This is a genomic window from Mycolicibacterium sp. MU0053 (assembly GCF_963378095.1).
In the GTDB taxonomy this organism is placed as follows: Bacteria; Actinomycetota; Actinomycetes; order Mycobacteriales; family Mycobacteriaceae; genus Mycobacterium; species Mycobacterium burgundiense.
Genome location: NZ_OY726397.1, coordinates 2,468,832 through 2,490,756, shown reverse-complemented (window position 1 = coordinate 2,490,756; position 21,925 = coordinate 2,468,832). Strand labels below are relative to the sequence as shown.

The 21,925-nt window shown below is 66.7% G+C and carries 20 protein-coding genes; 9 read left to right on the top strand and 11 right to left on the bottom strand.

The genetic code is table 11. The annotated features are described in order from the left end of the window. Window positions 1–23 precede the first annotated feature (23 nt). The gene (locus tag RCP80_RS11515) at window positions 24–1,685 is read left to right on the top strand and encodes a serine/threonine-protein kinase PknH/PknJ (protein WP_308482441.1); all 1,662 of its coding nucleotides are present in this window, start codon (window positions 24–26) and stop codon (window positions 1,683–1,685) included. Window positions 1,686–1,785: 100 nt separating this feature from the next. Further along, complete coding sequence (gene aceA, locus RCP80_RS11510; RefSeq protein ID WP_308482440.1) at window positions 1,786–4,086, top strand: isocitrate lyase ICL2; 2,301 nt, start codon at window positions 1,786–1,788, stop codon at window positions 4,084–4,086. Window positions 4,087–4,096: 10 nt separating this feature from the next. Here aceA and RCP80_RS11505 read toward each other — a convergent pair whose 3' ends face one another. After that, window positions 4,097–6,451: a Tex family protein gene (locus RCP80_RS11505; RefSeq protein ID WP_308482439.1), complete on the bottom strand. Its 2,355-nt coding sequence runs from the start codon at window positions 6,449–6,451 to the stop codon at window positions 4,097–4,099. Between the two features lie 55 nt (window positions 6,452–6,506). Continuing rightward, window positions 6,507–6,914 carry a hypothetical protein gene (locus tag RCP80_RS11500; RefSeq protein ID WP_308482438.1) on the bottom strand — a complete coding sequence of 136 codons (408 nt, stop codon included), beginning with the start codon at window positions 6,912–6,914 and terminating at the stop codon, window positions 6,507–6,509. A gap of 130 nt (window positions 6,915–7,044) precedes the next feature. On the opposite strand from RCP80_RS11500, the gene RCP80_RS11495 reads away from it, so the two are divergent. Next, window positions 7,045–7,548, top strand: a complete 504-nt coding sequence (locus tag RCP80_RS11495) for an Rv2253 family sensor-like surface protein (protein ID WP_308482437.1) — start codon at window positions 7,045–7,047, stop codon at window positions 7,546–7,548. 9 nt (window positions 7,549–7,557) lie between these two features. Here the strand turns inward: RCP80_RS11495 and RCP80_RS11490 are convergent, their stop codons facing one another. The 4 genes from RCP80_RS11490 to RCP80_RS11475 form a co-directional block, all read right to left on the bottom strand. Next, on the bottom strand, window positions 7,558–9,804 hold the full coding sequence (locus RCP80_RS11490) for an NADP-dependent isocitrate dehydrogenase (RefSeq protein ID WP_308482436.1): 2,247 nt from the start codon (window positions 9,802–9,804) through the stop codon (window positions 7,558–7,560). Between the two features lie 132 nt (window positions 9,805–9,936). Then, window positions 9,937–10,524 (bottom strand): hypothetical protein, encoded by a 588-nt coding sequence (locus RCP80_RS11485; RefSeq protein WP_308482435.1) that lies wholly within the window; start codon window positions 10,522–10,524, stop codon window positions 9,937–9,939. Window positions 10,525–10,752: 228 nt separating this feature from the next. After that, window positions 10,753–10,881, bottom strand: coding sequence for a hypothetical protein (locus RCP80_RS11480; RefSeq protein WP_308482434.1), 129 nt, complete (start codon window positions 10,879–10,881; stop codon window positions 10,753–10,755). Window positions 10,882–11,034: 153 nt separating this feature from the next. Further along, window positions 11,035–11,601, bottom strand: a complete 567-nt coding sequence (locus RCP80_RS11475; protein ID WP_308482433.1) for a DUF5994 family protein — start codon at window positions 11,599–11,601, stop codon at window positions 11,035–11,037. Window positions 11,602–11,985: 384 nt separating this feature from the next. Between RCP80_RS11475 and RCP80_RS11470 the strand changes: the two genes are divergently transcribed. Beyond that, window positions 11,986–12,183, top strand: coding sequence for a hypothetical protein (locus tag RCP80_RS11470; protein WP_308482432.1), 198 nt, complete (start codon window positions 11,986–11,988; stop codon window positions 12,181–12,183). 51 nt (window positions 12,184–12,234) lie between these two features. Here the strand turns inward: RCP80_RS11470 and RCP80_RS11465 are convergent, their stop codons facing one another. From RCP80_RS11465 to RCP80_RS11450, 4 genes are read right to left on the bottom strand one after another with little or no spacing between them, the layout of a single operon-like run. Beyond that, a complete protein-coding gene (locus RCP80_RS11465; RefSeq protein WP_308482431.1) occupies window positions 12,235–12,990 on the bottom strand; it encodes an SDR family NAD(P)-dependent oxidoreductase in 756 nt (251 codons plus the stop codon). A gap of 1 nt (window position 12,991) precedes the next feature. Beyond that, window positions 12,992–14,278: a cytochrome P450 gene (locus RCP80_RS11460; RefSeq protein WP_308482430.1), complete on the bottom strand. Its 1,287-nt coding sequence runs from the start codon at window positions 14,276–14,278 to the stop codon at window positions 12,992–12,994. Beyond that, a complete protein-coding gene (locus tag RCP80_RS11455; protein ID WP_308482429.1) occupies window positions 14,275–14,736 on the bottom strand; it encodes a hypothetical protein in 462 nt (153 codons plus the stop codon). The genes RCP80_RS11460 and RCP80_RS11455 overlap by 4 nt, the downstream gene beginning before the upstream one ends. A 39-nt stretch (window positions 14,737–14,775) precedes the next feature. After that, entirely contained in the window at window positions 14,776–16,140 is a 1,365-nt protein-coding gene (locus RCP80_RS11450; protein ID WP_308482428.1) for an aromatic ring-hydroxylating oxygenase subunit alpha, read from the bottom strand. 201 nt (window positions 16,141–16,341) lie between these two features. Between RCP80_RS11450 and RCP80_RS11445 the strand changes: the two genes are divergently transcribed. The 3 genes from RCP80_RS11445 to RCP80_RS11435 are packed head-to-tail and all read left to right on the top strand — an operon-like array spanning window position 16,342 to window position 17,727. Then, window positions 16,342–16,881: a hypothetical protein gene (locus RCP80_RS11445; protein WP_308482427.1), complete on the top strand. Its 540-nt coding sequence runs from the start codon at window positions 16,342–16,344 to the stop codon at window positions 16,879–16,881. Between the two features lie 16 nt (window positions 16,882–16,897). Then, the gene (locus RCP80_RS11440; RefSeq protein WP_308482426.1) at window positions 16,898–17,497 is read left to right on the top strand and encodes a TetR/AcrR family transcriptional regulator; all 600 of its coding nucleotides are present in this window, start codon (window positions 16,898–16,900) and stop codon (window positions 17,495–17,497) included. Between the two features lie 29 nt (window positions 17,498–17,526). Then, complete coding sequence (locus RCP80_RS11435) at window positions 17,527–17,727, top strand: hypothetical protein (RefSeq protein WP_308482425.1); 201 nt, start codon at window positions 17,527–17,529, stop codon at window positions 17,725–17,727. A 5-nt stretch (window positions 17,728–17,732) separates the two neighbouring features. Here the strand turns inward: RCP80_RS11435 and RCP80_RS11430 are convergent, their stop codons facing one another. Beyond that, on the bottom strand, window positions 17,733–19,277 hold the full coding sequence (locus tag RCP80_RS11430; protein ID WP_308482424.1) for a molybdopterin-dependent oxidoreductase: 1,545 nt from the start codon (window positions 19,275–19,277) through the stop codon (window positions 17,733–17,735). 237 nt (window positions 19,278–19,514) lie between these two features. Between RCP80_RS11430 and RCP80_RS11425 the strand changes: the two genes are divergently transcribed. Together RCP80_RS11425 and RCP80_RS11420 are read left to right on the top strand one after the other, a co-directional pair. Continuing rightward, window positions 19,515–21,278 carry a thiamine pyrophosphate-binding protein gene (locus RCP80_RS11425; RefSeq protein ID WP_308482423.1) on the top strand — a complete coding sequence of 588 codons (1,764 nt, stop codon included), beginning with the start codon at window positions 19,515–19,517 and terminating at the stop codon, window positions 21,276–21,278. Continuing rightward, window positions 21,259–21,924 carry an SRPBCC family protein gene (locus RCP80_RS11420; RefSeq protein WP_308482422.1) on the top strand — a complete coding sequence of 222 codons (666 nt, stop codon included), beginning with the start codon at window positions 21,259–21,261 and terminating at the stop codon, window positions 21,922–21,924. Before RCP80_RS11425 ends, RCP80_RS11420 begins: the two co-directional genes overlap by 20 nt. Window position 21,925 lies beyond the last annotated feature (1 nt).

The window sequence follows — 21,925 nt, the reverse complement described above, 5'->3', positions numbered from 1 at the left end:
CCGGCCGACGTTATCGTTGCCGCGTGAGTGGGACGATCGACGTCGGGTCCGTGGTGTCCGGCTACCGGGTGCAGGGCCGACTCGGTTCGGGGGGCATGGGCACCGTGTACGCGGTCGCCGATCCCGAGCTGCCCCGCTTGAATGCGCTCAAGGTGATGTCGGCCGAGCTGTCCGCCGATCCGGAGTTCCGCGCCCGGTTCCGGCGCGAGGCCGACATCGCCGCCGGCCTGGACCACCCCCACATCGTCTCGGTGTACGACCGCGGCGAGTCCGAGGACGGTCGGCTGTGGATCGCCATGCAACTGGTCGACGGCACCGACGCCGATGCCGCGCTGCGCGCCGGCACCATGACCCCGCACCGGGCCGTGCACATCATCGCCGAAGTGGCCGACGCCCTGGATTATGCGCATTCGCGTCAGGTGCTGCACCGCGACATCAAACCCGCGAACTTTCTGCTGTCGGGACCGGTCGGCCCCGAGGAGCGGGTGCTGCTCAGCGACTTCAGCATCGCCCGCGCGGCCGACGACGCCGCCGTGACCGCCACCAACGCGGGGATGACCACCATGGCGTATGCGGCCCCCGAGGTGCTCGACGGACGCCGGGTCGACCACCGCTCCGACCTGTACTCCCTGGGTTGTGCGCTGTTCCAGCTGCTGACCGGCCGGACGCCGTTCGCCGATGCCCCCTCCATGGCCGCCCAGGCCATGGCCCATCTTCAGCGGCCCGCGCCGCAACCCAGCGAATTCGCCCCGCTCACACCGGCTTTCGACGCGGTGGTGGGCACCGCGATGGCCAAGGACCCCGCGCAGCGGTACGCCACGGCACGACAATTGGCCGCGGCCGCCGCCGCGGCGCTGCAGCAGCAGACCGGCCCGCCGCCGGCCGCCGGTCCGCACCGACACGGTTGGACCGTCACGCACCCCGAGTGGCCACCGACCGCGGCGGGGCCCACGCCGCGGCGCGGCAGCAAGGCCGCCGCGCTGGCCGGCGCGGTACTGCTGGTGGGGGCCGGGGTCACCGCGTCGGTGGTACTGCGCGATGATCCCGGATCCGCACCCGGGCCGACCTCGGGCGCGCCGCCCGCGCCCACCGCGGCACCGACCGTCACCGACTCCGAGTTGCCCGCGACGCTGCTGCCCGCCGAGCAGGTCTCGGCGGTGATGGCCGTCCCCATGCGGGTCAGCGGCGAATCGGGCGGCTTCTACAACGACGGGCTGGTCAACGTGCCCGAATGCATTGCGGTGCTCTATCCCGCGCAGGAATCGGCCTATCAGAACAGCGGCGCGACAACGACGTACACCCAGATCGTCAACCCCGTCGACACGCAGATCAAGGCCAGCGTGGCGCAGGCCGTCGTGGCCTTCGGAACCGCCGCGCTGGCCGAAAGCTTCGTGGGCCGCCAGGTCGGGCTGTGGCAGGGCTGCGCGGGCAAGACCGCGAAGGTCTCCCAGGGCGGCGGCCAGCCCACCGAGGACTGGCGCATGGGCAGCGTCACCACCGCCGACTCGGTCCTGACGGTGACCAACACCCGGGTCAACAGCGAGGTCAGCTGTCAGCGGGCGCTGCGGGCGGCCAACAACGTCGTCGTCGACGTCAGCGCCTGCCTGACCGGGCAGGTGGTCGACCAGGGCAGCGCCGTGGCGGCGCAGATCGCCGGCCGGGTATCCGGCCGCGAAGGCGGGTGATCGACGAAGTTCGTGCCGGCACGACGTTTGGTCGCGATAATCGAAAGCACCGCCGCGCGGGCAACCGCGAGGCCCCCTAGCTCGAAGAGGAGCAGCGCGCATGTCAACACTCGATGCACACCCCCAGGCCGGCTCGCAGTTCCAGGAGTCCATAGACCAGGACATCGCCGCCACCCAGGCATACTTCGACAGTCCCCGTTTCGACGGGATCGTTCGGCTCTACGCGGCCCGCCAGGTCGCCGAGCAACGCGGCACCATCCCGGCCGACTACGCGGTGGCCCGCGAAGCCGCCACCGCCTTTTATCCACACCTGCGCGAACTGTTCGCCCAACGCAAGTCCATCACCACCTTCGGCCCCTACTCACCGGGGCAGGCGGTGGTCATGAAGCGCATCGGCATCGAGGGCATCTACCTCGGCGGCTGGGCCACCTCGGCCAAGGGTTCGATCAGCGAGGATCCGGGGCCGGACCTCGCGAGCTATCCGCTCAGCCAGGTGCCCGAGGAAGCCGCCGGGCTGGTGCGGGCGCTGCTGACCGCCGACCGCAACCAGCACTATCTGCGTTCGCGGATGACCGAAGAACAACGCGCCGCCACGCCGGTCTACGACTACCGGCCGTTCATCATCGCCGACGCCGACACCGGCCACGGCGGAGATCCCCACGTGCGCAACCTGATTCGTCGGTTCGTCGAGGCCGGCGTGCCCGGGTACCACATCGAGGACCAGCGGCCGGGAACCAAGAAGTGCGGGCATCAGGGCGGCAAGGTCCTGGTGCCCTCCGACGAGCAGATCAAACGGCTCAACACCGCGCGCTTCCAGCTCGACATCATGCGGGTGCCGGGCATCATCGTCGCCCGCACCGACGCCGAAGCGGCCAACCTGATCGACAGCCGCACCGACGAACGCGATCAGCCGTTCCTGCTGGGTGCCACCAACCTCAAGATCCCGTCCTACAAGTCCTGCTTCCTGGCGCTGATGCGCCGCTTCCACCAACTCGGTGTCACCGAACTCAACGGTCATCTGCTCTACGCGCTACCCGACGGGGAGTACGACGCCGCCGACGCGTGGCTGGAAAGCCACGGCCTGACCGCGCAGGCGTCCGAGGCCGCCAAGTCGTGGCTGGACGGCACCGAACCGCTGGTCGACGCCGCCTGGGATCAGGTCGAGTCGGCCTTCGTCGAGGCCTGGCAGGAGGACGCCGGCCTGGACACCTACGGGGGCGCGGTCGGCGAACTGCTCGAATTCCGGGAGCGGGAGGGCGAATCGACGGCCATGTCGGCGGCGCAGTGGCGGGAGTTCGCGGCCACCGCGTCGCTGTATTCGGCCCGGGCGAAGGCCAAGGAATTGGGCGCCGACGTCGCCTGGGACTGCGAACTGGCCAAGACGCCCGAGGGTTACTACCAGGTGCGCGGCGGCATTCCCTACGCCATCGCCAAGTCGTTGGCGGCCGCGCCGTTCGCCGACATCCTCTGGATGGAGACCAAGACCGCCGACCTGGCCGACGCCCGCCAGTTCGCCGACGCCATCCATGCGGTCTACCCGGACCAGATGCTGGCCTACAACCTGTCCCCCTCGTTCAACTGGGACACCACCGGCATGACCGACGACGAGATGCGGGCGTTCCCCGAGGAACTCGGCAAGATGGGTTTCGTCTTCAACTTCATCACCTACGGCGGTCATCAGGTCGACGGGGTGGCCTGCGAGGAGTTCGCGACCTCGCTGCGGCAAGAGGGCATGCTGGCGCTGGCGCGGCTGCAACGCAAGATGCGGCTGGTCGAATCCCCTTACCGCACACCGCAAACCCTGGTCGGCGGGCCCCGCAGCGACGCCGCACTGGCGGCCTCGTCCGGGCGCACGGCCACCACCAAGGCGATGGGCAAGGGCTCCACCCAGCACCAACACCTGGTGCAGACCGAGGTACCCAAGAAGCTGCTGGAGGACTGGCTCAAATTGTGGAGCGAGCACTACCAGCTCGGCGAGCAGCTCCGCGTCGAACTGCGGCCCCGCCGGGCCGGTTCGGACATCCTCGAACTCGGCATCTATGGCAGCGCGGCCGACCCGCTGGCCAACGTGGTGGTGGATCCGATCAAGGACCGGCACGGCCGCAGCATCCTGACGGTGCGCGACCAGAACACCTTTGCCGAACAGTTGCGGCAGAAGCGCCTGATGGACCTCATCCACGTGTGGCTGATCCACCGGTTCAAGGCCGAGATCGTCTACTACGTGACGCCCACCGAGGACAACATCTATCAGACCGAGAAGATGAAGTCGCACGGTATCTTCAGCAACGTCTACCCGGAGGTCGGTGAGATCATCGTCGCCGACGTCAATCAGCCCCGCATCGACGAACTGCTCGCCTCCGACCAGGCGGCCCTGGGCCGGCTGATCCGCAAGGAGGACTAGACCAGCCCGGTTACTTTCCGAAGCCCGCGTCGCGCAGCGCCTGCGCCATCGAACCGGCCGGCGCGGCGGGCGCCGGCCGGGACTTCTTGGCACGGTTGGGGTTTCGCTGCTCGCCGCGACCCGGTTGTCCGCCGCCACCTGCGCGGGGGCCGGCCGGGCGCTTACCGCGGTCGGCCTGCGGTGCGTCGTTGAGGCGCAGGCTCAGCCCGATGCGTTGGCGCTCGACGTCGACGTCGAGCACCTTCACCCGCACCACCTGTCCCGAGCGCACCACCTCGTGCGGATCGGAGACAAAGCGGTCGGACATCGCCGAGACGTGCACCAACCCGTCCTGGTGGACCCCGACGTCGACGAAGGCGCCGAAGGCCGCGACGTTGGTCACCACGCCCTCGAGCACCATGCCGACCTTCAGGTCGGCGATCTTCTCCACCCCCGCCGCGAAGGTCGCCGTGGTGAACGCCGGGCGCGGGTCGCGGCCCGGCTTCTCGAGTTCGGCCAGGATGTCGGTCACGGTGGGGATACCAAAATGCTCGTCGGCGAAATCGGCGGGGCGCAGCGCCCGCAACGTCTGCTCGGAGCCGATGATCTCGGCCAGCGTGACACCGGAGCGGTCCAGGATGCGCCGCACCACCGGATAGGCCTCGGGGTGCACCCCGGAGTTGTCCAGCGGGTCGTCGCCGTCGCGGATCCGCAGGAAGCCCGCGCACTGTTCAAATGCCTTGGGGCCCAGGCGCGGAACATTCAGCAGGGCGCGACGGCTGCGGAACGGCCCGGTACTGTCGCGGTGCGCCACGATCGCCTCGGCCAGCGATTCGGAGATGCCCGAGACCCGCGCCAGCAGCGGCACCGACGCGGTGTTGAGGTCGACGCCCACGGCGTTCACGGCGTCCTCGACCACCGCGCCCAGGCTGCGGGCCAGGATTCCCGGGGTCACGTCGTGCTGGTACTGGCCGACGCCGATCGACTTGGGTTCGATCTTCACGAGTTCGGCCAGCGGGTCCTGCAGTCGGCGCGCGATCGACACCGCACCGCGCAGCGTCACGTCCAATTCCGGCAGTTCATGCGCGGCGTAGGCCGAGGCCGAATACACCGAGGCGCCGGCCTCACTGACCATCGCCTTGATCGGTACCGCGGCGCCGGCGGCGCGGATGTCGGCGATGACTTCGGCGGCCAGCGCGTCGGTCTCCCGCGAGGCGGTGCCGTTGCCGACGGCGATCAGTTCGACTCCGTGCCGCGCGATCAGCGCCGAGAGGGTGGCCTTGGCGACGTCCCACTGCTTCTGCGGCTGATGCGGGAAGATCGCGCACGTATCGACCACCTTGCCGGTGCCGTCGACCACCGCGACCTTGACTCCGGTGCGAAAGCCCGGATCCAGGCCCAGGGTGGTGCGGGTGCCGGCCGGCGCCGCGAGCAGCAGATCCTTGAGGTTCTTGGCGAACACCGCCACGGCGTCCTGCTCGGCGCGTTGCCGCAGCCGCACCCGGGCGTCCACCGCGGCGGAGAACATCAGCCGCGTGCGCCACGCGAAGCCCACCGTGGCCGCCAGCCACGGGGTGGCCGCGGCGCCCGCGGTCATGTCGATGCCCAGGGTGCGGGCGATCATGGCCTGATACATGTCGTCCGCGCCGCCGTCCAGGCTCAGTCCGAGGATCTTCTCCTTCTCCCCGCGCATCACCGCCAGCACTCGGTGCGAGGGCACGGTCTCCAGCGCCTCGCTGAACTCGAAGTAGTCCCGATACTTCTGGGCCTCAGCGGTTTTGGCGACGTCCTCGGAAAACGGCACGGTTTTGAGGATGCCGTTCGCCCAGAATCGTTCGCGGACCTCCCCGACCAGCTCGGCGTCCTCGGAGGCGCGCTCGACCAGGATGTGGCGGGCGCCCTCGAGCGCGGCCGCCGCGTCGGCCACCTCGGCGTTGACAAACGGCGCCGCCGCGGCCTCGGGCACCTGCGTCGGGTCGGTCAGCAGCCGGTCGGCCAGCGGCTCCAGACCCTGCTCGCGCGCGATCTGCGCCTTGGTGCGGCGCTTGGGTTTGAACGGCAGGTAGATGTCCTCGACGCGGGCCTTGGTGTCGGCGCTCAGCAGCGCCTTGCGCACGTCGTCGGTGAGCTTGCCCTGTTCCTCGATGGCGGCCAGCACCGCGGCCCGACGCTCGTCGAGCTCACGCAGATAGCGCAGCCGCTCCTCCAGGGTCCGCAGTTGGCCGTCGTCAAGGCTGCCGGTCACCTCCTTGCGGTACCGGGCGATGAACGGCACCGTCGACCCCTCGTCCAGCAGCCGGACCGTGGCGCTCACCTGGGCTTCGTCGACCGCCAGTTCCTCAGCGAGACGCGCATTTACGGACTTCACGGCGAGGCTCGAATTCACGCGCTGGACCCTACCGAACCGCTGCGACAGCGCCGGGGCACGGGGTCCGGCGCGGCTACAGTGTCGCGGTGTGCGGCCCCAGGATCTGGCAGTCGGGCGCGGGCGGATTGCCCATCCACTGGCCGCAACCGCGCCCGGTCGCCGTATAGGTCGCACCGGGACGGTACGGCCCGGTGAACACCTGCGCGCGGTCCGCGCCGCGGGCCTGTATGCACACCCGCGTCGAATCGTCGCCCTGGACCTGCAGGCAGGCCACCCGCACGTAGGGTTGCGCGGGCCAGCCGCAGGCCTCGGTGTCGACGGTGGCGGTGACCAGGTCGGCCCCGTCGACGTGCACCACCTGCGGCGCCGACAGCCGGAACGTGCACGGCGGCGGCGGCCCGGCGTGCGCGACGCCCGCGACCATCCCCCCGGCGAATGCCAGCACCGTGGCCGCCCAGACGGCCATCCCCAGCCGAATCATGGCGTCATGGTAATCGCCCCGCACACCCGGGCGGCACCGAATCAGGCCCGGGAATCCGCCATGGCGTGCACAACATGCGTCACCTCTGCCACAGTGGAGACACCCGACCGCCGACCTGGAGTACGCCGACATGCCCAAGCAGTACCCGTACCGCGTCCGCACCGCGGCGACCGCGCTGGCGATCGCACCACTGCTCGCCGCGCCGGTCGCCCACGCCGACGAGGCGTTCTGGGGCGGTCGGTACCAGGTGACCTTCCACACCGACCAGAAGGCGGGTACCAGCGTGGCCGCGTCGCAGCAGGAGACGGCCTACACCGCCGGCTACGTCTTCAGCACGGACTGCTCGTCGGGCACCTGCGTGGCCACCGCCGACGAGGGCCCGACCCCCAAGGACAACGTGCCCACGGCGATGCGCTTCGACTGGACCGGCTCGGTGTGGACCCGCACCAACAACTGGAACTGGGATTGCCTGCTGCCCGACGGGACCATCACGTTCGACGCGGCGAAGTCGGTGACCACCTACACGCCGCAGTCCGACGGCTCGCTGCAGGGCACCTTCGACACCACCATCGCCGACGGCGCGTGCGCCGGCACCGTGGTCATTCCGCTGACCGCGGTACCGGCACCGCTGTAGCCGTGGCGATCAGACCTTCGCGGTCGCCAGGACCTCATTGAGCGTCTTGCTGGGCCGCATCACCGCGGTGAGCTTCTCCGGGTCCGGGTAGTAGTAGCCGCCGATGTCGGCGGCCTTGCCCTGCACCTCGTTGAGCTCGGTGACAATGGCGTCCTCGTTCTCGGCCAGGGTCTTGGCCAGCGGCGCGAACTGCTCGGCCAGCTCCTTGTCCTCGGTCTGCTCGGCCAGCGCCTGCGCCCAGTACATCGCCAGGTAGAACTGGCTGCCGCGGTTGTCCAGCTCGCCGGCCTTGCGCGACGGACCCTTGTCCTCGTCCAACAGCTTGCCGGTGGCGGTGTCCAGCGCGTGCGCCAGCACCTTGGCCTTGGGATTGTCGGTCTTGTCGCCCATGTCCTCCAGGCTCGCGCCGAGGGCCAGGAACTCCCCGAGCGAGTCCCAGCGCAGGTGGTTCTCCTCCACCAGCTGATGGACGTGCTTGGGCGCCGACCCGCCGGCCCCGGTCTCGTACAGACCACCGCCGGCCATCAGCGGCACGATCGAGAGCATCTTGGCGCTGGTGCCCAGCTCCAGGATCGGGAACAGGTCGGTGAGGTAATCGCGCAGGATGTTGCCGGTCGCGGCGATGGTGTCCTGGCCGCGGACCACCCGCTCGATCGTGTACCGCATGGCCCACACCTGCGGCATGATCTGGATGGTCAGGCCCTCGGTGTCGTGGTCCTTGAGATAGGTCTTGACCTTCTTACGCAGCTCGACCTCGTGCGGCCGCTCGGTGTCCAACCAGAACACCACCGGCATGCCGGAGGCCCGCGCACGGTTGACGGCCAGCTTGACCCAGTCCCGGATGGGGGCGTCCTTGACGACCGGCATGCGCCAGATGTCGCCCTCCTCGACCTCCTGCGACAGCAGCACCTCGCCGGTGTCGATGTCGACGATCTTGGCGACACCGTCCTCGGCGATCTCGAAGGTCTTGTCGTGGGAGCCGTACTCCTCCGCCTTCTGCGCCATCAGGCCCACGTTCGGCACGGTGCCCATGGTCGTCGGGTCGAACTGACCGTGGGTCTTACAGAAGTTGATCATCTCCTGGTAGATCCGGGAGAAGGTGGACTCCGGGTTGACTGCCTTGGTGTCCTTGGTCCGTCCGTCGGCGCCGTACATCTTGCCGCCGAGCCGGATCATCGCGGGCATCGAGGCGTCGACAATCACGTCGCTGGGCGAGTGGAAGTTGGAGATGCCCTTGACCGAGTCCACCATCGCCAGTTCCGGGCGGTGCTCGTGGCAACGGTGCAGATCCTCGATGATCTCTTCGCGCTGCGAGGCCGGCAGCGCCGCGATCTTGTCGTAGAGATCGGACATTCCGTTGTTGACGTTGACACCGAGCTGGTCGAACAGCTTCTCGTGCTTGGCGAAGGCGTCCTTGTAGAAGACCTTGATCGCGTGGCCGAAGACGATCGGATGGGAGACCTTCATCATGGTCGCCTTGACGTGCAGCGAGAACATCACGCCGGTCTTGTAGGCGTCCTCGATCTGCTCTTCGTAGAACTTGTACAGCGCCTTCTTGCTCATGTACATGCTGTCGATGACGTCGCCGGCGTCGAGCTTGACCTCGGGCTTGAGCACAAGGTCATTTCCGGCCTTGCCGTCCTTGGGCTCGAGAACCATCTTGACGTTGCGCGCCTTGTCCAGCGTCATCGACTTCTCGCCGTGATAGAAGTCGCCTTCCTTCATGGTCGCGACGTGGGTCCGGGAGGCCTGCGACCACTCACCCATGCTGTGCGGGTGCTTCTTGGCGTACTCCTTGACCGCCTTGGGCGCCCGACGGTCCGAGTTACCCTCGCGCAGCACCGGGTTGACCGCACTGCCCAAAATCTTGGCGTAGCGGTCCTTGATCTGCTTTTCCTCGTCGGTCTTCGGCTCACCCGGGTAATCGGGGAGGTCGTAGCCCTTGGACTTCAATTCCTTGATGGCCGCGAGCAACTGCGGTACCGAGGCGCTGATGTTCGGCAGCTTGATGATGTTGGCCGAGGGGTCCTGGGTCATCTTGCCCAGCTCGGCCAGGTTGTCCGGCACCTTCTGCTCGTCGGTGAGGCGATCGTTGAACTCGGCCAGGATGCGGGCCGCCACCGAGATGTCGCTGGTCTTGACGTCGATACCGGCCGCCTGCGCGAAGGTCTGGACGATCGGCAGAAAGGCGTAGGTCGCGAGTAACGGCGCCTCGTCGGTCAACGTGTAGATGATGGACGGTTGGTCGGCGCTCATTCGTGTACTCCCAGGCGTCAGTATTGGTCAGGTCTCGTTCGGCGCCGCGCTGTGATCGCGGCTACCTCATAGTGACGGCTACCAGTATCGCGCGGGGCGGTCCCCCGTGTGCGTCGGGGCTAGGAAATAACGTCAGGTGCCGACGCACACCGCCGGCGGCCGCTCCTGCTGCGGAGTGAGCCGGTCGGCGTGCCACAACGCAATCGAACGCGCCGTGCGTTGCACGTCGGCGTCGTTGACGACCACCTCATAGGTGGTGGTGAGGTCGTCGGTCCCATTGATCGAGCATTCGTAACCGATGCGCACCGTCAACTGCCGCACCCAGCGAATGGCCTGCGATTTCTCCGACGGCGACGCGCTTCGCGCGTCACACAGGACGAGCAGGCGTTGCGCATCCACCCCGACGACGGTGTCGGTGACGAATTCGCTGATCTGGTCCTCGCCCGAGCGCAGCAGCTTCTTCGTGCGGCGCGAATCCGGGTCGCGGAATAGCGACTCCACCATTTCGTCGTCGATCAGCACCAGGACCGACTCGGCGTTGGCCTCCAGTTCGGGCCGTTCCGCGCCTCGCGGCCCCGCGGCGATCGCCGAAACCGAAAGTGTGCCACCGTAGATGGCGATGTCGCCCGCTCGGCGGAACTCCTCGAGGATCGCCTCGAGCAGATCCGTGTGACGACCGAGGACAAACACCGCCGGGACGGTACCGCTATCCGCCAACATAAGCCCTCCCTAGCTCATTGTCTCGATGCGATGAATTCGCATCGGTGATTCCGCGAAATAAACATTTCCGAAATGCTCGGAAGAAACCCTGCGCCATCTCACGAAATTGAGCAGGCGGCCTGACACCGCACGTTCACTGGAGTTCAACGAAGGTGCGTGATGCTTTTATAATCAGCAGCTACGTCGCACTCTTTGCGGCGCAATGCGCGCTGTATTCACCACATTGTGTTAGACGCGGCCTTTTTTCCTTTTCGGAATGATCGACTCTTCGTCGGAAAACTTTGCGCGCTTTTCCGCGCGGCGTTCTTTAATCGTCAATTTCGGTTTCTTCTGGTCACGGCCTCGCGACTTGCTCACTTTTGCAGCTCCTTTTACAAAGCGACAATCATGCTTGCTCAGTCGTGACCATACCCGAGAAATAAATAAATGCCAGCTGCCCGCAGCGCGTGCGCCAGGGGCGCGGCGCGAGCCTGAACTGCAGGTTCACCGTCCAGCTCAGGCGAACCGGTGTCAGCGACCGGAGAATTCGCCTACCGCGACATCGGGGGTCTTCGAAGCGATTGCCTCAGCGGCAAATTCGGCGTAACGCTGCAGCAGAAAGCTGGCCGGCATCGGCTTGGTCGCGCTTTCGACCAGTCGGAGCATCCGGTTCGCGACGGCAGCGGAGGTCGACGGGGGCACCACGAACAGCACAGCGCTGCGCGAATGGGTACCCATCAGGCCGATCGTCTCGCGGTTGACCATCCGGTAGGGGTCCACCGAGATCGCGGCGCCGTGCCGGATGAGCCGCGACGGGGGTGTCTTCCAGAGCGTGGGGTCGTAGACCACGCGGTGCACCGTCCCGATCCAGCGACTGAAGACCGCGACGATGTCGGGCAGTTCAACGGCCAGGTTCGGAGTCTTGGGCCACCACGCGCCGTCGACGCATCCGTGCGCCGATCCGCACCCCAACAGCGCCAGGCGACTGCCCTCGGTGACAGTGGACGCCGCTTTGGCGGCCGCCGACCCCGAGGTGGGCGCCGGGGCCGACTTACCCGGGGCAGACTTGCTGCGAGATGATCCGTCTCTGGTGCGCATCGAAGCAGCGATGTTCCCATCTGACCGCGAATCGGCCAACGCATTCAAACCAGCGATGACGCGAACGCGGACATTCGCCGTACAAGGGATCGCCAGTACCTTTCACCCTACCGCACGTCACAGATCTGCACCCGGCTCGCTCCCAGCCGAGGCCGGACACAGCCCGAATAAGGTTGTAAGACAACGTCTTAGGAACCGCCGGCCGGCATTTGTCTGCGCGGCCGGGCGGTGCGCGCGTAGGCTGATGGGATCAGGCCGACCAGTTTGCGGATTGCGCCTGAGCGCACGGGAATCTGACGACCCTTGTCTTTGCCAACTGTTGCCAGGTCGTTCTCGTCCATCCGACCCATGACCGGCCCCGCGCCGGCAGCTATGGAGCAGATCATGACCGTTTCCGTGACCCGACCCGACGGCGCCGTCGACAACTACATGCGATCCGGCGACGCCTTCATCAAGAGCTCCGACGGCTCCCTCGACATTGTCCGGACCGGCTCCCGGGTGCCCCACACCTATTCATCGGGTGAATGGAGCGACGTCGAAGGCGACGAGCACAAGTCGAAGCGGCGCTTCTTGCCCTGGTGAATGCGGAAGCCGAATGGCCTCTCGCCAGCGGCGGTGCACTCTCGGCACCCGTCACGTCCGACGCCCGCCATTGACCGGAATGATCTGACCGGTGATGTAGGAGGATTCGTCCTGACAGAGGAAGATCGCCGCGTTGGCGATATCCTCCGGTCGACCCGCCCTCCGCACCGGAGTGATACTCGCGAAATGCTCCAGCGACGCGGTGAATCGGCCTTCGTCGATGGCCTTCTCGAGCATCGGAGTGACCACCATGCCGGGCGGAATCGTGTTGACGGTGATGCCTTTCGGACCGATCTCCAACGCCAGGCTCTTGGTGAAGCCGATCAACCCGGCCTTGGAGCTGACATAGGCCGCCATCCGGGACTGCCCACCCTGCGCACTCGATGACGAAATGTTGACGATGCGACCCCACTGTGCGTCGAGCATGTCAGGCAGCACCACCTGGGTGCAGATGAACGGTCCGCGCAAGTTGACCGCCATCACGTGGTCCCACTGCTCATCGGTGATGTCGGCGAACCTACCGAATTGCTCGACGCCGGCGTTGTTGATCAGCATCAGCACCGGGCCGAGGTCGGCCCGGACCTGGGCGACAGCGGTTTCGACCGCACCCCGGTCCGAGACGTCGACGACGTAACCCTCGACCTTGGCACCTTCGCTGCGCAGGCGCTCTACTTGAGTGTCGATCTCGTCGGCGGCGATATCGAAAATCGCGACCTTGGCGCCGCGTGCCGCGAGTGCCTCGGCGATGGCCAAACCAAGACCTGCGGCGCCGCCGGTGACGATGGCGGTGGTGTCTACGAATGGCATGTCAGCAGAATCCGATGTGCAGGCGGGTGAGACCGCGCAGGATGAATGTCGGCAGATAGGAGTAGCGCCGGTTATCGGCCGGGCCGTGCTTCTCTTCGTCGATCCAGATGTCGGTGGTGCGGTCGAAGAGCCGCTCCAGGGTGATGCGGCCTTCGGCGCGGGCCAGCGGGGCGCCCGGGCAGGCGTGCGGTCCTCGGCCGAACGCCACGTGACTGCGCGCGTTGGCGCGGTCGAGGTCGAAGGTGTCGGGTTGGGTGAACTTCCGCGGGTCGCGGTTGAGCGCCGCATTCACCAGCATCACGGTGGTACCGGCGGGGAGGTCCACCCCGCCGACGGTGACCGGAACCTTCGACAGCCGGAAGTCGCCGCGGATCGGGCTCTCGTACCGAAGTGTCTCTTCCAGGAAGCTCGGAATCAGGTCGCGGTTGGCGCGCAGATTGGCTTGCAGCACTGGGTCTTCGGCGATCAGCATCACTGCCGCGCTGAGCAGACGCACCGTGGTCTCCTGACCTGCCGCGAACAGGTTGGCCGCGACCCGAACAGCGTCGATGACCTCCGGCGTACTGCCGTCCGGGAAGGTCGCCGAGGCGATCCCGTTGAGCACATCGTCGCGGGGGTTCGCCCGGCGGTCCGCGATGTACTCGGTGAATTTGCCGTACAGGTACTCCAGCGGCGAGTGGTGCATGGCGTCGCCGCCGCTGCTGCCGATGGTCCCCGCTTCGGACAGCAACGCATCCCGGAACTCGTCGTGATCGGACTCCGGCACGCCAAGCAGGTCGGCGATCACGAGCATCGCGAACGGGGACGCGAAGTCGCCGATGAACTCGCCGCCGCCGGTCAGCGCCACGTCGAACTGCTGGTCGGCGAGGCGCCACATGAAGTCCTCGTTCTCCTTGAGGCGCTTCGGGGTCAGCATCCTCGACAGCAGCGCCCGGTGCGCGGTGTGCACCGGCGGATCGAAGGTCGGCAGCTGGTCGCTGAACGGCAACGAATCGCGGTGCTCGGCAATCAGTTCGGAGACATCGTCGCCTTCCAGCGGCACCGGAAATCCCGGGAACGGTCCGGTGACCGCGGTACACGACGAGAACCGGGCGGTGTCGTTGTAGATCGCCACCCCTTCCTCGTACCCGGTGACCATGACCACGCCATGGTGCGGTTCGCGGCGCAGTGGGCACTCCTCGCGCAGCGCGGCAAGGTAATCGTAGGGGTCATCCAGTAGCTGGTTGTCGGTGAAGAAGTTCGGAGCGTCCACATCCTCGCCGGTGGCCGCGGTCTTTGGCTGAGTCACTGCGCTCCCCCGGCGTCATCGAAGCTGGGCATCGAGCCGGTGTTGGGCAATTCCATCTGCAGGTAGACGGCGATGCGCGAAACCTTGTTGTCGGCGTTGAACTCATAGACCGACGCCGTGTTGACGACACTACTGAAGTCGCCGATGCGGCTGCGTTCCTCGAGCTCGAGGAACACCAAATCGGGTGTCTCCGTGATCCGTTGGAAGGAGCAGTCCCAGTCCGAGGACTTCGCCCAGTTGGTCAGGAATTCGGTGTACTCCTGCCAGTTCATCACCTCCTTGAACGGGCCGACGCGCACGAACTCGTCGGTGGCGATGAGTTCACCGAGCGGCGCCCAACTCTCGACGGTGAAGCCGGGTTGCTTCGCGCTATCGACCAACTGCTTCGTCACCTGGCTGTACTCCAGCACCGCACGTGACCGCCCGGTCGCGGTTACCAGCACGTCGTCGAGTGTCAACTCTGTCTTCTTTCAGTCGAATTGGGGATTCTGGCCATATCAGTTCTGCGCAGCGTCCATGTGGCGGTCGATCACCGAATGGAAGTGCGCGATCACGACTTCCTCCTTGACCAACGACATGTGGTCGAGCCGGTTGTTGCGCAGGCCGAGTTGTTGACGCGGCATCTGCACGTAGTCCTGCTGCAGCGCCTCGAAGTACTTGTAGCTGCCCGGCTCCTCCACCACGATCGGTTCAGCGTGGAAGGCGGAGCGGTGCTCTTCCGGCAGATACATGTAGCTGGCCACATGCCAGATGCACCGGTTGGGATCACCGTCGGGGAGCGGGGACGACGTGATGACGTGGCATTCGCCGGCGCGCACCGTCATGAAGTAGTTGGGGAACAACACCCAGCCCTGGTTGTCGACCATCTGGTCGTCGGTCAGGTTACTGACATCGAGTCCCATCCCGGTCAGCACCTCGCGGGTGGCCTCTTGCAGCAGCGCACGGGCGGTGACGCCGTCGGGAAAGTTCACCTTCCCGTCCTTGTCCAGATACGGCGCGACGAGTTCCTGGAACCGCGGGATCACCGCGGCCGTACCGGGGAACGTTTCCGGCAGGGCCATCATGCCGTCGACCTGCGCCTGGGCACCGGCACCCGCCACCTCGAACGGAGCCATTGCGACGCTGTGGTTCTCGAAGAACTGGTACCGCGCGGTCGCCGGGTTGATGTGGAGCACCGCGAGCAACTGGGGATGGATGCCGTTGATGTGATAACCCTCTTCGAAGGCATCCATCACGACCTTCCAGTTGCAGTCGATGGCCTCCTGCACATCCATCACGGTGGTGAATTGTTCGATGTTGTAGGGCTCCAGCAGGTGGTAAACGTCCTCGCCGAGATACTCGCGCAACGGGGCGGCCCCGGGGTCGGGGTTGAGGAAGATGAACCCGGCGAAGGTGTCGACGGGCACCTCGTGCAGCGAGTTCTCCGTCTTGTCGATCTGTCCGGCGAGCTCTTCCCGCAGCACGCCGCGCAGCCTGCCTTCCAGATCGTAGGACCACAAATGGTACTGACAGAGAAAGCCGCGCTTGGCGTTCCCAGTGTCGGTGATACACAGTGCGTTTCCGCGGTGGCGGCAGGCGTTCACGAAGCCACGAAGCTTGCCGTCCTTGCCGCGGACGATGATGAACGACTGATCTCCGATGTTGTGTTTCTTCCAGTCACCGGTCTTCGGCAGGTCGTCGGCACGGCCGACGATCTGCCACACCTTCATCCAGATCGCGTCCCGCTCGCGCTCCGCGTACTCCCTTGAGGTGTAACGGTCCGTCTTGATGGTCATGTTGTACGTCCCCGGCTGGACGTCTTCGAGGCCGAGGCCCACCCCAGAGTCGGGGTCGAGCCATTCTCCGGGTCGCGTTGCTGGCATCAAGGGAGTCCTCCTCAGTCGGCGATGAGCGCGGCGGGTGCTGATCGATACAGGGAGCTCTGCCGGCCCTCTTCTTGCAGTGCGGCACGGGCTGGTGCTCACCTGCGTGTGACAGGACTCACCATATACATGGATGTATTCTTGATACAAGCATGTATATAGTGGTCGAAATCACACTCGCTGAATCGCAGGAGGCACGGCGTGAGCTATCGACTCGAGGTGATCACCACGAGCGTCGCGGATGCAGTCCGCTACGCCGGCGGACTGATGTTCGACCGCGGGCGTGCGGGCTGGCGCGTCTCGGTGATCACCGAGGACGCCGCTCAGTCCAGGGCGCTGACCGTTCTGGGCGCACGTCTTCAACTGCCCGGGCAGCTCGACGACGTGCTCTATAAGCCGGATCGACTGGCCCGCACCCTGCTGATGCCGGTCGATGAGCTCACTGAAGACCGCCACCTCGCCGCGGTGAACTACGGGGACGAGCCGTGCGCGCAACTCCTCTTCTGGGGGGCGGACGGCAGCGAGTCGGCTGCGGCTCGGCACCTCGTGCGGCACGACCTGAGCCCCGCGGCACGGAGCTTCAAAACCCATGCGCTGCGCTGCGCCGGACTCGACACTGAAGTCAAACGTTCGGAGCTGTTCTGGGTCGACGACCCCCTCGCGTCAGCCCGCTTCGGGGATCTGCGGATGTCGGACGTGTCTGCCGGTGGGGACCGCGCCCCCGCACGGACTCCGACATAGGTGGGAGGATGCACCTGTGGCTGAGCGTTGGACCAAAGAGCGGCGAACCGAGCACACCCGACAAATCTTGTTGGATGCCGCCGAAGAAGTTTTTGCACGCAAGGGGTTGACCGGCGCGGCGCTCGAGGAGATCGCCGACTCCGCGGGCTTTACCCGCGGCGCCATCTACTCCCAGTTCGGCGCCAAGGAGAAGTTGTTCTTGGCCGTCGTGGATCGGCAGCGCGACCGCTTCCTCGACGGGTTTATCGAGGTCATGGCGTCGTTTCATCGGCTCAGCGACGTCGATGTCAACGAGCTGGCCGATCGGTGGCAGCAACTGAGCAGTGACCCGCAGCGCGCGGCCCTGGGCTACGAGCTGACGTTGTACCTGCTACGCAATCCTGATGCACGGGAACGTGTGGCCGCCCAACGCCGCGAAACCATTACCGCGCTCGGCGAATTCATCAGCAAGAACGTTGCCCGCATCGGCGGCACCCTGACCATGGAGCCCAAAGCATTGGCGCGGGTGATCCTGGCCGCCAATGACGGCATTACCTTGGACAGTCACCTCGACGACGAGAACCTCTACCGGCCCTATCTGCAGCTCATCATGTCCAGCGTCGAAACCCCGCCCTAGGCGAGCAGTTTGGCGCGTAGGCTCCCAACATGAACAGGGGATTCGTCGTTGCGTTCGCGGTTGGCATCATCGTCGCACTATTCGGCGCCATCTGGGCGCTGCAGGGCTTTGGAGTGCTGGGCGGTAGCCCGATGAGCAACACCACAACCTGGTCCATCATCGGTCCGTTGACCGCGGTCGCCGGCCTCGCGATTGCGGTGTACAGCTGGCGGAAAATCCGCGCGAAGTAGTCGCTTCAGCCCGGCACCACGTTGAAGTCCACCGAATGCCAGCCGGTGGCACCGTCCGGAACCGTACCGACCTGGTCGGAAGTCTGTGTGACGCCGTCGTTGTCGGTGGCACGCACCGTGATGGTGTGCGCCCCAGGGCTTTTTGCCTGCCACGGCAGGCTCCACAGCCGCCATGTCTCGTTTGAATAGCTCGCGCCCAATTCGGCGGGCTGCCACACGCCGTCGTCGATACGGACCTCCACGGCCCGCACGCCTCGGTTCTGCGCCCACGCGACGCCGCCGAACACCACCGGCCCGGCCGGCACGTCCTGACCGGCCCGGGGCACGTCGACCCGGGACTGCGTCTTGATCGGCGCGCGTTCTGCCCAGCCCCGCCGCGTCCAGTACGCCCGGGCCCGGTCGAAGCGGGTCAGCTCCAGGTCCACCACCCACTTGGTGGCGCTCACGTAGCCGTACAGCCCCGGCACGATCAACCTGGCCGGATAGCCATGCGCGGTGGGCAGCGGCTCACCGTTGAGGCCGACCGCGAGGAGTGCGTCACGGCCGTCGGTCAGCGCCTGCACCGGCGTTCCGGCGGTAAATCCGTCGGACGAGGTCGAGAGCATCATGTCGGCGTCGGCGTGCACGCCGGCAGCGGCCAGCAGATCAGCCAACCGATAACCGGTCCAGACACCGTTCGAGATGAGTTCACCCCCAACGGGGTTCGACACGCAGGTCAGCGTCACCACTCGCTCGATCAGCTCGAAACCGGCGAGGTCGTCGAAGCTGTAGGTGGCTTCGCGATCGACCATGCCGTGGACGCGCAGCCGCCAGTCGCGGTGGCTGAGTTGCGGGACGATCAACGCGGTATCGACCCGGTAGAAGTCGTTGCTGGCGGTGACGAAGTTCGGCAGCGCGACGTCGTTCGGTTGCACATCCGGCGGTATGGGCGGCGCCTTCGAGCGCGGCCCGGCGAGCGTGAAGGTGTCACGGTCAGCGTCGGCCGAATGCAGCAATCGAGTGAGGACGGTACCCGCGATACCGCTGACCACGCCGAAGCCGAGCAGCCCGAAGAGCACCAGGCTCCTACGTTTCACCGCGTCCGGGTTATCCTGGCGGGCTTCGTCTTCGGCGCGTCCCGGCCAGAGCCGGTGGACGAGCACCCGCAACACGAGCACGCCGCAGGCGGTCCCCACCACGGTGGGGACCACGTCGGTGGCGGCGGCCCCCGCGCGCGACAGCACGGCCGCGCACCCGAGAATCCCCGCGGCGACGATGACAACGCTGCCGATCGGGCGGCGGCGGGTCTCGAGCGTTCCGGCCAGTGCGGCGATGGTCGCGATCACCACGAGCACCACCAGGGCCAGAAAGAGCTTGTCCAGCGACCCGAGCGTCGCAATGATCAGTTCGCTGATCGGCGCCGGCGTCAGGTCGACGACCGCGGCGCCGACGGCCGTCCGCGCATCGGCCTGTCCCCCGAACGGAATGCCCACCAGCTGCGCGACGCCCAGCGCGACCGCGGCCGCGGCCACTCCACCGACCATTCGCGAATTCGACGTGGCGGCTGCCATTGCCGCGACTTTACGCGCGTGACCAGGTTTTCCGCCGACAGGATTGAACGAAAGGCAGGTCGCCACCGTAAAAGACAGTGAGAGTGCGCGGGCACACCTACGGAGGGACGACAAAATTCTATCGAGTTGATCGGATCGCCGCAGGTCACGTGATGCTGCCGGCGGGCCGTGTAGCAGCCCGGGGTGGGGCGCCCTCCACCGGCGGGGGTGAGCTGGTTGTCAGGCTTGGGCGGGAAAATGCCAAGAAAGCACCGGGTGGTCGACCACATCGTCGGGTACCTCGCGACCATTGGGGTCGACCACGTGTTCGGGGTGGACGGCGCCAACATCGAGGATCTGTACGACGCCGCGTATTTCCAGGCCGGCATCACCGCGGTGCTGGCCAAGCATGAGTTCGGCGCCGCCACAATGGCCGATGGGTACAGCCGGAGCGGCGCGGGCCTGGGGGTGGTGGCGGCGACCTCCGGTGGCGGCGCGCTGAACCTCGTGGCCGGCCTGGGCGAGTCGTTGGCCAGTCGTATTCCGGTGCTGGCGCTGGTCGGTCAACCCGCCACCACGATGGACGGGCGGGGCAGCTTTCAGGACACCAGTGGCCGCAACGGCGCGCTCAACGCCGCCGCGTTATTCTCGGCGGTATCGGTGTCGTGCCAGCGGATACTTGCGGCCGCCGACATCGTCGCGGCGTTGCCCAGGGCGATCAGCGCGGCCCGCACGGGTGGTCCGGCGGTCCTGTTGTTACCCAAGAATATTCAGCAGGACGCCGTTGGCAGCACTGGCCGCGGGACCAACGACGGCCACGGCGCACGGGACGTGCCACCGCTGCCGGCATCGGTCGGCGACCTGCACGCCATCGCCCAGGAACTGCGCCGTGCGAAGGGGGCTGTCACGATCATCGCCGGTGAACAGGTGGCCCGCGACGACGCCCGGGCCGAACTCGAGCAACTGCGCGCGGAACTAGGCGCGTTGGTGGCTACCGTCCCCGACGCCAAGGATGTCGCCGCGACATCAGGTTTCGGCTCGTCGTGCGCGCTGGGAGTCACCGGTGTCATGGGCCACCCGGGGGTGGCCGAGGAATTGGCCACCAGCGCGGCGTGCCTCGTGATCGGCACCCGGCTGTCGATGACAGCACGCGCCGGCCTCGAGGAGGCGCTGGCAACGGTGCCCACGGTCTCGATCGGTTCGGCGCCGCCGTACCTTGCGTGCACCCACGCGCACACCGATGACCTGCGTGGCTCGCTGCGTTTGCTGACCGAGGCCGTCCGCGACCGGGGCGGACCCGCGGGCCCACACGGGTCGGCCGCGTCGCGCCGCACCGAGTTGGTTCCCCCGCCGTTCGCCGGCCCCGGTCTCCGGTACCGCGACATCATGTCTGCACTTGACGGTGCACTGACCGACGGGGACGACATCGTGGTGGACGCCGGAAACACCGGCGCCTCGGCGGTCCACTATCTTCCGGTGCGGCGCGGCGGCAGATTCGCGGTCGCACTCGGCATGGGCGGCATGGGTTACAGCTTCGGCGCGGGCATCGGGATGGCCTTCGGGCGAGCCAACAGCGGGCGGCCCCCCGCGCGCACCGTGGTGGTCGCCGGCGACGGTGCGTTCTTCATGCACGGCATGGAGATACACACCGCGGTGCACTACCGACTTCCGGTGACGTTCGTGCTGCTGAACAACAACGCCCACGCCATGTGCGTCACCCGTGAACAGCTTTTCTATGACGACCTCTACAGCTACAACCGGTTCCGGCCCAGCCGGCTCGGCGCCGGTCTGGCGGCGATGTTCCCGGGACTGAGCTCGGCCGATGTCAGCGACATCGAGGGGTTCACCGCTGCGGTGCGCGCGGTGCGGGACGTCGACGGCCCGGCGGTGGTCAGTGTGGAATGCGCGGCCGACGAAATCCCGCCCTTCGCACCGTTCCTGACGAACGACTCCGCCACACACGTTGCTACCCAGAACACTTCGACAATCAAGGAGAATCGCGATGTCGCTGCCCGCGCTTGAGGATATCGTCGCCCACCATGGCACCACCGAACCCTTGGAGGGGGTGACCCGGGTCGAGACCAGCCCGCGGGAGCAGGCCATGCCGATCGTGATGGAGATGATGCGGTCGGTGTATCCGCACGATCAGGTCTTCGGCGAGTACTGCACCGTCAACGACTTCGTCGACTGCCCGCCCGACGAGTTGTTCGAATATCTGGCCGACACCCGCAGCCTGGCGGAATGGACCTACAGTCTGCGCGGTTTCGAGCCGGCCGGGGAACCGGGCCTGTGGGTGGCCTACGACCGGCTTGGTTCGGAGACGAAGATCTACGCCCGCACCGTTGCCAACGCGGCGGCCCGCACCGTCGACTATCACTGCGCGTGGGACCAGGGCAGCCATTTGTGGATGATCTATCTGATGCGGGTCATCGACGCGCAGGTGGTCCTCGACAAGCCGGGTTCGGTTGTGCTGTGGACCAATTGTCACCACCCGTTCTACGACGACAACCCGTATCCAGAGACCGCACCGCCGGAGCGTCCGGTGTGGGTCGGCGATTTCTGGGACATGTTCGGTGCCGGCCACCTGTTGGAGATGAAGAACCTCAAGGCCATCGCCGAGTACCGCCACCGCAACGATCTACCGATCACACCGAAATGGATGCGGTGAA